Source organism: Nonomuraea deserti, assembly GCF_004348685.1.
Classification (GTDB): Bacteria; Actinomycetota; Actinomycetes; order Streptosporangiales; family Streptosporangiaceae; genus Nonomuraea; species Nonomuraea deserti.
Genome location: NZ_SMKO01000042.1, coordinates 44,285 through 55,517, shown reverse-complemented (window position 1 = coordinate 55,517; position 11,233 = coordinate 44,285). Strand labels below are relative to the sequence as shown.

At 73.2% G+C, this 11,233-nt stretch carries 9 protein-coding genes; 7 read left to right on the top strand and 2 right to left on the bottom strand.

Annotated features, from left to right (window positions below):
* Positions 1–29: 29 nt before the first annotated feature.
* On the bottom strand, positions 30–1,913 hold the full coding sequence (locus tag E1292_RS18165; RefSeq protein WP_132596395.1) for a serine/threonine-protein kinase: 1,884 nt from the start codon (positions 1,911–1,913) through the stop codon (positions 30–32).
* Positions 1,914–2,105: 192 nt separating this feature from the next.
* Between E1292_RS18165 and E1292_RS18160 the strand changes: the two genes are divergently transcribed.
* On the top strand, positions 2,106–3,962 hold the full coding sequence (locus E1292_RS18160) for a LamG-like jellyroll fold domain-containing protein (RefSeq protein WP_132596394.1): 1,857 nt from the start codon (positions 2,106–2,108) through the stop codon (positions 3,960–3,962).
* Here E1292_RS18160 and E1292_RS18155 read toward each other — a convergent pair.
* Positions 3,946–4,971 carry a LacI family DNA-binding transcriptional regulator gene (locus E1292_RS18155; RefSeq protein WP_132596393.1) on the bottom strand — a complete coding sequence of 342 codons (1,026 nt, stop codon included), beginning with the start codon at positions 4,969–4,971 and terminating at the stop codon, positions 3,946–3,948. The two genes, E1292_RS18160 and E1292_RS18155, sit on opposite strands and share 17 nt — an antisense overlap.
* 84 nt (positions 4,972–5,055) lie before the next feature.
* Here E1292_RS18155 and E1292_RS18150 point away from each other — a divergent pair, with 84 nt between their 5' ends.
* The 6 genes from E1292_RS18150 (at position 5,056) to E1292_RS18125 (ending at position 11,222) form a co-directional block, all read left to right on the top strand.
* Entirely contained in the window at positions 5,056–5,949 is an 894-nt protein-coding gene (locus E1292_RS18150) for a serine hydrolase (RefSeq protein WP_132596392.1), read from the top strand.
* Positions 5,950–5,959: 10 nt separating this feature from the next.
* On the top strand, positions 5,960–7,486 hold the full coding sequence (locus E1292_RS18145) for an ABC transporter substrate-binding protein (protein ID WP_132596391.1): 1,527 nt from the start codon (positions 5,960–5,962) through the stop codon (positions 7,484–7,486).
* Between the two features lie 3 nt (positions 7,487–7,489).
* Positions 7,490–8,443, top strand: coding sequence for an ABC transporter permease (locus tag E1292_RS18140; RefSeq protein WP_132596390.1), 954 nt, complete (start codon positions 7,490–7,492; stop codon positions 8,441–8,443).
* Entirely contained in the window at positions 8,440–9,300 is an 861-nt protein-coding gene (locus tag E1292_RS18135) for an ABC transporter permease (protein WP_132596389.1), read from the top strand. Before E1292_RS18140 ends, E1292_RS18135 begins: the two co-directional genes overlap by 4 nt.
* Entirely contained in the window at positions 9,297–10,319 is a 1,023-nt protein-coding gene (locus E1292_RS18130) for an ABC transporter ATP-binding protein (RefSeq protein WP_132596388.1), read from the top strand. Before E1292_RS18135 ends, E1292_RS18130 begins: the two co-directional genes overlap by 4 nt.
* Before the next feature lie 66 nt (positions 10,320–10,385).
* Positions 10,386–11,222 carry an ABC transporter ATP-binding protein gene (locus E1292_RS18125; protein WP_132596387.1) on the top strand — a complete coding sequence of 279 codons (837 nt, stop codon included), beginning with the start codon at positions 10,386–10,388 and terminating at the stop codon, positions 11,220–11,222.
* Positions 11,223–11,233: the final 11 nt, after the last annotated feature.

Here is an 11,233-nt window from a genome sequence, read left to right as displayed (position 1 = left end):
GACTAGTCGTCGGCAGCGTCATTTGTTTTTTAGTGACAGATGACCGGGTCGCCGGCCCGGTGGTCGGCCAGGCTCTCGCCCGTCAGGCTCCACAGCCGCATCCTGCCGTCGGCGTGCCCGGAGGCCACCACCCGCCGGCCGCCCACGCGGCCGGCGGCCACCGAGGTGGCCGTGCCTCCGCCGTCGCCGAGCGCGGTGACCGCCGCCGCGCCCTCGCCCGCCGCGTTCACGTCCCAGGCGAGCACCCGGCCCGTTGTGGTGGCGCACACGACCGTCGCCTCCGCGGCGGCGACGGACACCGGCTCGCCCGACCTCGAGGGCAGCGGCACGGGACCCCTGACCGTCGTGCCGAACGGCTCGGCCGAAGCGGCCGGCGTGGGCGCGGGGGTGGGTGCTGGAGTGCCGGTGCCGGTTGCTCGCGGCGAGGCGGACGAGGAGACGCCCTGGCCGGGATGGTCCGTGCGCTCGCCGCCTGGCTGGAGCGGTGTGCGGCCGGGATCGAGGAAGGCGCGGCCGGGTCGTAACACGGCGAACGCGGACACCCCTGCCGCGGCAGCCGCGGCCACCCCGCCGATCACGACCCGGCGGCTGAGCGCCCTGTTCCGGCGCGGCGCGGTGTCCCCCTCCGGCGACCGCCCACTCCCGTCCACCACCCCGGCGTCCGACGCAGGCACCACCCCGCTTCCGGGCGCGGACCCCGCCCCGCTTCCGGACGCGGGCGCCGCCCCGTGACGCGGCGTGGGCGGCGGTGTGTCGCCCGGCGTCGGCGTCGCGCTTTTGCGCGGTGGGAGCGGCCTCCTATCTTCCGGTGCGGATGTCGCGTTGTCGTGCGGCGGGGGCGCTCCTCTGCGTTCCGGGGCAGATGTCCTTTTGTCCTGCGGCGGGACCGGTGGCGTGGCGCCCCCGTGGCCCGGTGCGGGTGCCGCCCTGTGACGCGGCGGGGGCGGCGGCGGGTCGCCCGGTGCGGGGGTCCCGTGGCCTGGCGCGGGCGCCGCTCCGTGGCGTGGCGGGGGCGGCACGCTGTCGCCCTGCGCGGGGGGTGCCGCGCAGGCCGGCGACCGCCCTTCTCGTGGGTCTGGTGTTGTGGAGGGCGGCCCGCCCGCGGGGTTCGTCCGCCGGATGATGTCCTGCAGCAGGTCGGTGGGGGTGGGCCGGGAGGCGGGGTCTTTGGACAGGCACGTCTCGATCAGCGGCAGCAGGTGCCCCGGCACGCCCGAGAGATCCGGCACGCCGTTGATCACGCTGTTGACGACGGCGGCCACCGTCGTGCCCGCGAAGGGCGTGCGTCCCGTGGCCGCGAACACGATCGTGCCCGCCCAGCTGAACACGTCCGACGCCGGCCCCACCCGCTCGCCCCCGAACTGCTCGGGCGACATGTACGCAGGAGTCCCGACCAGCCCGGACGTGTGCGTCGTGGCGTCGAGCGCCTTGGCGATCCCGAAGTCGATGACGATCGGCCCGTCAGGACCCATCAGGACGTTGCCCGGCTTCAAGTCCCGGTGGACGATCCCGGCCTGGTGGATGGCGGTCAGTGCGGTCAACGTGGAGATCGCGAGCCGGTCGAGCGCCCCGCCGGCGCGCGGCCCGTGGGAGCGGACGACCGCCTGCAGCGTGTCGCCGGGGACGTACTCGCTCACGATGTACGGCCGCTCGCCCAGCATGCCGACGTCCAGCACCGCCGCCGTGCAGAACGCGGCCACCCGCCGCGCCGCCTCCACCTCGCGCATGAAGTCGGCGGTGGCGCCGCCGTCGTGGCTCAGGTGGCTGTGCAGCACCTTGATGGCGACGTCGGGTCCCGGGTCGCGGGCGCCCCGGTAGACCACTCCCTGCCCGCCGGTGCCGAGCACGCCGAGCAGCCGGTAGCCGCCGATGTGCTGCGGATCGTCCGGCCGGAGCGGGCGTATCTCCGGCATCCCGCCCCTTTGCTCGATCTCTCTGAACGATCCACACAATATGGCTATAACGCCCCCTCAACGAAGAACCGGTGCCCGGGAAACGACGTGTCCCGCCGCCGATCGTGTCCGCCCCGAATGTTCCGCCCGCCGAGGGCGTGCGTTACCGCCTCCACAACCACCACGCCACGTACGGAGATCACGGTGCTGCCCATGCCTCATCCCTTCCTCGGCCGCCGGACGTTGCTGCGGGCGGCCGTCGCCGCACCCGCCGTGCCGGCGTCCGTCCTGGCCGGTACCCCGGCCCCCGCGCGCGCGGCGGCCGGCGGCCACCGGTTCGACCGGGACGACCCCCGGTTCACGATCGGCGTGCTGCCCGACACGCAGTACCTCTTCGACGAGGACAGCTCCGACCCCGCACCCCTGCGCCAGACATTCCGCTTCCTCACCGGCGAGCGCGAGAGCAGGAACATCGCGTTCATGACGCACCTCGGCGACGTCACCGAGCACGGCAGCGAGCACGAGATCGGACTGGCCGGCCAGGCGTTCGCGACGCTGGACGGCAGGCTGCCCTACAGCGTCCTGGCCGGCAACCACGACGTGGACTCCGGCACCGACGACCAGCGCGGCGAGAGCGTTTACCTGCGGGAGTTCGGCCCGCGCAGGTACGCCGGGATGCCGACGTTCGGCGGGGCGTCGCCCGACGGCTACAACAGCTACCACGTGCTGGCGGCGGGCGGCCGGTCGTGGGTGGTGCTCGCGCTCGACTGGCGGGTCTCCGACCGGGGGATCCAGTGGGCCCAGGGCGTCATCGACGCCCACCGGAGCCTGCCGGTCATCCTCACCACCCACGACCTGGCCTGGCCGGAGGGGGACGGGACGGCGGCGCTGTCGGAGTTCGGGCAGCGGTTGTGGGACGCCCTCATCAGGCGCAACGACCAGATCTTCCTGACGCTCAACGGCCACTACTGGCCGCCCGGCCGCACGGTGCTGAGGAACGACAAGGGCCACGACGTGCACGTGCACATCGCCAACTACCAGGACCGCTACTACGGCGGCGCGGGCATGGTCCGGCTCTACGCCTTCGACCTGGTCCGCAACGTGATCGACGTGGAGACGCTGTCGCCGTGGCTGCTGTCGCGCGACCCCGGCGAGCGTTCGCCGCTGGAGGCGGAGAACCTGGAGCTGACCGGCCCCGCCGACCGCTTCAGCATCGACGTCGACTTCGACGAGCGTTTCGCCGGCTTCGCCCCGCGCACCCCTCCACCGCCCAGGCCGGCCGGGGACGTCATGCCCAGGGGCACGGTGGCGTACTGGCGGTTCGACGCCGAGGGCCTGGAGGGCGCGGGGACGGACGGCGCGGTCGTCCGGGCCGGGACGGTGGTCCGCGACCTCGCGGGGGGCGGCAACGACCTGACCATGGAGCTGCTGCACGACAGCGCGCCCGAGACGCTCACGTGGTCGGCCGAGCACCACGAGGGCCAGCCCGCGCACGCCAGCCTGCGCTTCGACGGCGGCAAGAACCCCGACCGGGGCGCGGTCCTGCGGTCCGGCCCCGGCGCGCCGGTCAACGGCATGACGTTCACGTCCGGCTACACGATCGAGGCCTTCATCCGGCTGCCCGACCCGTTCGAGGGCGACCACGCCTGGATGGGCGTCCTGAACTGGGAGGGCCGCAGCGGCGACGCCGGAAAGACCAGCGGCTGGTCGCCCGACGAGCCCACGTGCAGTCTCAACCTGTCGCCCGAGCGGTTCCTGCAGTACGTCGTCTACCCGACCGGCCGTGACGCCGACCCGACGTCGTGGAGCCACGCGTTACCGGTCGGCCGCTGGACCCACGTCGCGGTCGTCAACGACTCCCGCAGGACGGTGATCTACGTGGACGGCTCCAGGATCGCCCGCAACCCGTCACAACGCTCGCGGGGCATCACCACGCTGGGCCGGCCGTTCGCCATCGGCGGCACCCAGTTCGCGCTGAGGTACGGTCAGGGCTACTACGGCTGGATCGGCGACGTCCGTGTCGTGGCGCGGGCGCTGCGGCCGGAGGACTTCCTCATGCCCTTCGCGTGATCGCCGCCGTGGACCGCCGGGGGAGCAGGGTGATCGGGATGACGCGGGGCGCCTGCGGCGGGCGTCCCTCGATCCGGCTGATCAGCAGGTCGACCGCCTCCCGCGCGGTCCTGGCCGGATCCAGGTCGACGGCCGTGAGTGCCGGCTCGCTGGTGCGCGCCTGGTGGCTGTCGACCCCCACGGACACGAGCAGGTCTCCGGGGACGCTCAGGCCGCGCTCCCTGGTGGCGCGCAGCAGGCCGGTGGCCAGCCACTGCGGCGGCACGTAGACGGCGTCCGGCTCCAGGTCGAGCAGCCGTCCCGCCGCCTCCGCCGCGCTGCTGTCGAGCTTGTCGGGTCGCGCCCGCACCAGCATGGGAGGGCGGCCGTGGCGCGCCGTCCACTCCGCGTACGCCCGTTCGGCGTCGGCGAACCACGACCATTCGATGTCCACCGACAACATCGCGACCCGGCGCGCTCCGGCGGCGGCCAGGTGGTCGAGCACGGTCAGCGTGCCGGCCGCGCTGTCGGCGGCGACCCACCAGTGGTCCCCGGGATGAGCGATGTCGCGGCCGATCGTGACCACCGGCAGGCCGAGCCGGTCGAACATGGCCACCCGCGGGTCGGAGGGCAGCGGGTCGACGACGATCCCGCCGTCGATGCCGAACCGGCGCAGGTCGTCGAGGCGGCGCAGCGGCGGCAGCTGGAGCAAGGCTTGGTCGCGCTCGAACGCGGCCTCGACCACGTTCATGGTCAGCGACAGGTAGAAGTCGACGGCCAGGATGTGGTGGGTGGCGTCGAGATCGACGATCGGCATCAGCAGCGCGATCGTGTCCGCCCGGCCCGAGCGCAGCCCGCGCGCGTTGCTGTTGGGCCGGTAGCCGAGCCGCTCGGCCACCTCCGCCACCCGGGCCCTGGTCGCCGCTTCGACCCGGCCCTTGTTGTTGAGCACGTGGGAGACCGTGGTCTCGGACACCCCTGCGGCCCGCGCGACATCGCGGATCCGCGGCCGGGGTCTTGACGGCTGCATGGGGTCAGCCTAAGGCCATCGGTGCCAAATCGTTTAGGCGCCAGGTCTTGTGGTGCCAAATCGATTTTGCATAGAGTCGCCGGCATGCATTCGAGCACGTCCCGGTTCGCACGGGCCGTCCGCCGGCTGAACGCGTTGTGCGACGCGCAGCCGTACGTCACCGGCTGGTGCCTCATCGGACTGCCGGACGGCGGCAGGGCCGAGGGGATGCGGGCGGACCGGCACGGCACGCGGGCGTTCCCGGCGGCCAGCACCCGTAAGGTCGCCGTCATGATGGCGGCGCTGCGCGCCGTGCACAGGGGCGAGCTCGACCTGGACGCCCGCGTGACCATCGACGGCCGCTACCGCGACCGCGTGTTCACCGGGCTCCTGCAGCACCTCGATCCGGGGCTGAGCCTGTCGTTACGCGACGCCGTCACCCTGATGATCATTCAGAGCGACAACCTGTCCACCGCCCATGTCCTCGACCTGGTAGGCCTCGACGCCGTGAACGACCTGTGCGCGGCGGCCGGCCTCGACGGCACGCGGCACCGTCACGCGCTGATCCCGGAGCTGGCCCCCGACCATCCGGTCGACGCGAGCAACGTGACGACGCCCGGAGACCAGGCCCGGCTGCTGGAGCTGATCGTCCGCGGCTCAGCGGCCGGCGGCGGCACGGGCGGCGAGGCGAACCGGCTGCTCGGATGCCCGCCCGAGCTCTGCTCGTTCGCGCTGGACGTGCTCTGCCGCCAGCAGTTCAGGGACGCGCTGCCGGCGTTCCTGCCGTACAAGACCAAGATCGCGCACAAGAGCGGCGCCGGCTGGCGGGACGTCAGCGACGGCGGCGTCTTCTTCGGCGACGACGGGCCGCGCTACGTGCTCGCGGTCTACACGGACGAGCTTCCCGCGGTCCTGCCCGACGGGCTGCCGGGGTTTTCGGGGGCGAGGGTCCACATTGCCCATCTCAGCCGCGCGTGCTGGGAGGAGATGCATCCGTAAGGAGACACACATGTCTCGTATGACCGGTCGCGTTCTCGCGGCCTCCCTGGCCGTGATCGCCGTCCTGAGCGCGGGCTGCGCCCAGGGCGGCGGCGAACGAGCCCCGTCCACCCGGAGCGGAGCCGGAGTGCTGCGCTTCGCCTACACCGCGTTCCCCTCCACCCTCGACCCGCACAAGGCGTCCACGGCCTGGGACGAGCTCTACGTCCTGCCCGTCTACGACCGCCTCGTCACGATCACGCCCGAGGGCGAGATCGCCCCCATGATCGCGGAGTCGTGGCGGAAGAAGGGCGGGAAGGAGATCTTCACGCTGCGCTCCGGCGCGACGTTCCACGACGGCACCCGGCTGGACGCCGAGGCCGTGCGCGCCAACCTGGAACGCGCGATGACGGCCCAGGGCAGCACCGCCAAGCCGCTGCTGAGGATGATCGCAAAGGTCGAGGTCGAGGACGGCGAGCTGGCCGTCCGCTTCACCGGATCGGAGGAGGATCTCCTCAACGCCCTGGCCCACCGGGGCGGCGCGCTGATCAGCCCCAAGGCGTTCGACAACCCCGACCTCGACAGGAAACCGGTGGGCTCGGGCCCCTACCAGGTCACCGACTACCGCAGGGACGACCGCGTCGTCTACGAGCCCTTCTCCGGCTACTACGACAAGAGCTCCCAGCGGCTCAAGGGCCTGGAGATGTCGTTCGTCAACGACGACGACACCCGGCTGAACGGCGTGCGCTCGGGCCAGTACGACGCCACGCTCATCCGTCCCGAGCAGGCCGGCACCGCGCGCGACGCCGACCTGAAGGTGGAGGAGTTCCTGACCGGGCTCGTCTACCAGCTCAACCTCAACACCGGCCGCTCGAAGTTCGGCGACCAGCGGGTGCGCCAGGCGCTCAACCACGCCGTCGACCGCAGGACGATCACCGAGAAGCTGCTGCTCGGCTCCTGCGAGCCGACCGTCCAGGCGGCCCCGGCCGGGCACTGGGCGCACGAGCCCTCGCTCGCGAACGCCTACCCCTACGACCCGGCCGAGGCCAAGCGGCTGCTGGCCGCCGCGGGGCTGCAGAACGGGTTCTCCTTCACCGCGCTGGTGTGGGACAACACCGCGTTCGTGCAGCTCGGCGAGGCCATCCAGGACCAGTTCAAGCAGATCGGCGTCGACATGAAGCTGCGGCCCATGAGCGCCGACCAGTCCATCGACCTCTACCAGAACCGCGGTGAGGCCGACGCCCTGGTCAGCCAGATCGGCGTGGCCGGCCCCGACCCCCGGCTCATCACCCAGCAGGACTACCTGAAGGGCGGGCTCAACAACCCGGGCGACCTCACCGTGGAGCGGATCGAGGAACTCGCGGGGGAGACCGCGGCCGCGACCGACCGGGCCGCGCAGCAGGCCGGATACCGGGAGATCGCCAAGGTCGCCGCCGAGCACGCGTACAACGTGCCGATCTGCAACCGCAAGCTGTACTACGCGGTCAACGACAAGGTGCGCGACTTCGACAAGCTGCTCACCGGGTACGACGACATCCGCGTCGTCGGTATGGGCTGACTTATGGCGATATTTCTGCTCAAACGGCTGGCGGGGGCCGTCGTGGTGCTCTTCGTCGTGTCCGTGATCACGTTCGGGCTGTCCCTGCTGATCCCCGGCGACCCCGCCATCCACATCGCCGGCGAGCACGCCACCCGCGAGGAGATCGCCGCCGTACGCACCGGGCTGGGCCTCGACCAGCCCGTGGCCGTGCGCTACCTGAGCTGGGCGGCGGCCGCCGTCACCGGCGACCTCGGCACCTCCCTCTACAACTCCCAGCCGGTCACCGAGATCCTCCTCGAACGGCTGCCCGTGACGCTCTCCCTCGCCGTGGCCGCCATGGCGGTGGCGGTGCTGATCTCGCTGCCGCTCGGGACGCTCGCCGCGCTGCGACCCGGCGGGCGGCTCGACCGGGTGATCTCCTCCGGCACCGCGCTCGCCGTCGCCACCCCGTCGTTCTGGCTGGGACTGATGCTGATCCTGGCGCTGGCGCTCACCGTGCCCGCCTTCCCCGCCACCGGCTTCCGGCCGCTCACCGACGGCGCCGGAGCCTTCGCCGCGCACCTCGCCCTGCCCGCCGTGACGCTGGGCGTCGCCGCCGCCGTCGAACAGACCCGCCAGCTCAGGGCGGCCCTCGCCGACGTGCTCGACACCGACTACGTCCGCACCGCCAGGGCGAAAGGGCTGCTGCCGCTCACGGTGCTGCGCAAGCACGCCGTGCGCAACGCGGCGGTGCCGTTCGTGACCGTGCTCGGGCTGGAGACCGGCCAGCTGCTCGGCGGCGCGGTGGTGGTGGAGGCCGTGTTCGGGCTGCCCGGGCTCGGCACGCTCGCCGAGTCCACCGTGACCCGCCAGGACCTGCCCGTCCTGCAGGGCATCGTGATCACCAGCACCGTCGTCGTGGTGGCCGCCAACCTGGCGGTCGACCTGGCGTACCGGTGGCTCACCCCGGGGCAGGAGACAGGAGTGGCCGCATGACCGCGATCACGGCCGCGCGGCGCGACACCCTCGGACGGCGGCTGGCCGGCCGCCGGGACGTCGCCCTCGCCCTCGGCGTGCTGGTCGTCCTCACCCTGGTGGCGCTCGCGGCGCCGCTCATCGCGCCGCACGACCCGGTGGACCAGGACCTGCTGCACCGGCTGGAGGGCCCCAGCGCCGCGCACTGGCTGGGCACCGACGAATCGGGCCGCGACGTGCTCAGCAGGCTGCTGCACGGCACCCGGGTCTCGCTCGGCGCCTCGCTGCTGGCGGTGAGCGTGGCCACGGTCTGCGGGGTGCCGCTCGGCCTGCTCGCCGGCTACCTCGGACGCGGCGCCGACCTCGTGCTGTCACGCGTCGCCGACGCCCTGCTGTCGATCCCCGGCCTGGTGCTGGCCATCGCCATCGCCACGGCCCTCGGACCCAGCCTGACGAACGCGATGATCGCCGTCGGCGTCGTCTACGCGCCCGGCTTCTACCGGGTGGCCCGGGGGGCCACCATGACCGTGCGCGGCCAGACGTACATCCAGGCCGCGATCACCACCGGCTGCTCCACCACCCGGATCCTGTGGCGGCACGTCCTCCCCAACGTCGGCACGCCGCTGATCGTCAAGGTCTTCCTCACCTTCGGCTACGCCATCCTCGCCGAGGCGAGCCTCAGCTTCCTCGGCCTGGGCGTGCAGCCCCCGCTCGCGAGCTGGGGATCCATGCTCAAGCGGGCCGTACGCTACCTCGAACAGGAACCCATGCTGGTCGTCCTGCCCGGCCTGGTGATCCTGGTGGCGGTGCTCGCGTTCAACACCGTAGGCGACGGGCTGCGCGACGCGCTGGCCCGCCGGGACCGGGAGCCCTCATGACTGCGGAACAGGTGCTGGAGGTGGACGGCCTGTCGATCGCGGCCGGCCCGGTCCCCCTCGTGCACGACGTGTCCTTCCGGCTGCGCGCGGGCGAGGCGCTGGCGCTGGTGGGCGAATCCGGCTCGGGCAAGTCGATGACCGCCCTGGCCCTGCTCGGGCTCCTGCCGCGCGGCGTCGCCGTCACCGCGGGTTCGGTGCGCCTGCTGGAGCCCGGCGACCCGTCGCCCCTCGACCTCGTGACGGCCGGCAGCCGCACGCTGGCCGACGTCCGCGGCCGGCGCGTCGCCATGGTGTTCCAGGACCCCATGGCCAGCCTCAACCCGTCCATCACCGTGGGTGAGCAGATCGCGGAGGTGCTCAGGCGCCACCTCGGCATGGGCCGCGCCCCCGCCGCCCGGCAGGCCGTGGACCTGCTCGGCGCCGTCGGCATCAAGGAGCCGGGCAGGCGCGCGGGCGACCACCCGCACACGTTCAGCGGCGGCATGCGGCAGCGCGCGGTGATCGCCATGGCGCTGGCCTGCGAGCCCGCCGTCCTCATCGCCGACGAGCCGACCACCGCGCTCGACGTGACCATCCAGGCGCAGATCCTCGACCTGCTCGTCCGGATGCAGGACGAGCTCGGCATGGCCATGCTGCTGGTCACCCACGACCTCGGCGTGGTCGCCGGCACCTGCCACAGGCTCGCGGTCATGTACGCGGGCCGGCTCGTGGAGGCAGGCGCCGTGGGCGAGGTGTTCGACGATCCCGCCCACCCGTACACGTCGGCGCTCCTGGCCGCCGCGCCGGAGAACGCCATGCGCGGACGCAAACCGCAGGCCATCCTCGGCACCGTCCCCGCCCCCGGGGAGCCGCCGCCCGGCTGCGCGTTCAGCTCCCGCTGCGCCCACGCCCTGCCGGACGCGTGCGACACCGCCCCGATCGAGCTCGTCAGGTCGGGCTCCCGGAGCGTGCGCTGCGCCCGCAGCGCCGAGCTCCGCGAACTCCAGGAGCTCCGCGAACCGGCGGAGGCGACACCATGAGCCGTCAGAGCAGGCCCGTGGGGGCGGCATCGTGAGCGGTGCTGAGCAGGCCCGGGGGGCGACACCGTGAGCGGTGCTGAGCAGGCCCGTGGAGGCGGGGCGAGCGGGCAGGAGCAGCGGGCCGGGGGTCTGCTGGAGGCCCGCGGCCTGGTGAAGACGTTCGGCCGGCGGCCCGCCGTGCGAGACGTGTCGTTCGCGGTGGGCGCGGGAGAGACGCTGGCCATCGTCGGCGAGAGCGGCTCGGGCAAGTCCACGACCGCGCGCATGCTCGTCGGCCTGCTGCGTCCCGACCGCGGCCAGGTGTTGCTCGACGGGGACGACCTGGCCCGCCTGCGCGGCCGCGCCCTGCGGGCCCGCCGCAAGGACCTGCAGATGGTCTTCCAGGACCCGCTCGGCTCGCTCAACCCGGCCACGCGCGTAGGAGCGAGCATCGCCGAGCCCCTCCTGCTGCACACCGGCCTGGACGCCGCGGCCCGCCGTGACCGGGTCGCCGAGCTGCTCCGGCAGGTCGGGCTCCGCCCGGAGCACGCCGACCGGCTGCCGCGCGCGTTCTCCGGCGGCCAGCGCCAGCGCATCGCCATCGCCCGCGCCATCGCCTGCGGCCCGCGCGTGCTGATCTGCGACGAGCCGGTCTCCGCCCTGGACGTCTCCACGCAGGCCCAGATTCTCGACCTGCTCGCCGGGCTGCGCGAGGCCACCGGGTTCGGCTGCGTGTTCATCTCCCACGACCTGGCCGTCGTCCGGCTGGTCGCCGACCGGATCGGCGTGATGCGCGGCGGCGAGCTGGTCGAGCTGGGACCCGCCGAGCAGATCTACACCGACCCCCGGCATAAGTACACCCGCGAGCTGGTCGCCGCCGTGCCGTCGCTCACCGCGCGGCGAGGAAGCCATGAACGATCATGAAGGAGGTGGAC

Bases quoted from the DNA above. Each gene is read 5' to 3' on its own strand.
- E1292_RS18165 (WP_132596395.1), bottom strand. From the start codon at position 1,913: ATGCCGGAGATACGCCCGCTCCGGCCGGACGATCCGCAGCACATCGGC.
- E1292_RS18160 (WP_132596394.1), top strand. From the start codon at position 2,106: ATGCCTCATCCCTTCCTCGGCCGCCGGACGTTGCTGCGGGCGGCCGTC.
- E1292_RS18155 (WP_132596393.1), bottom strand. From the start codon at position 4,971: ATGCAGCCGTCAAGACCCCGGCCGCGGATCCGCGATGTCGCGCGGGCC.
- E1292_RS18150 (WP_132596392.1), top strand. From the start codon at position 5,056: ATGCATTCGAGCACGTCCCGGTTCGCACGGGCCGTCCGCCGGCTGAAC.
- E1292_RS18145 (WP_132596391.1), top strand. From the start codon at position 5,960: ATGTCTCGTATGACCGGTCGCGTTCTCGCGGCCTCCCTGGCCGTGATC.
- E1292_RS18140 (WP_132596390.1), top strand. From the start codon at position 7,490: ATGGCGATATTTCTGCTCAAACGGCTGGCGGGGGCCGTCGTGGTGCTC.
- E1292_RS18135 (WP_132596389.1), top strand. From the start codon at position 8,440: ATGACCGCGATCACGGCCGCGCGGCGCGACACCCTCGGACGGCGGCTG.
- E1292_RS18130 (WP_132596388.1), top strand. From the start codon at position 9,297: ATGACTGCGGAACAGGTGCTGGAGGTGGACGGCCTGTCGATCGCGGCC.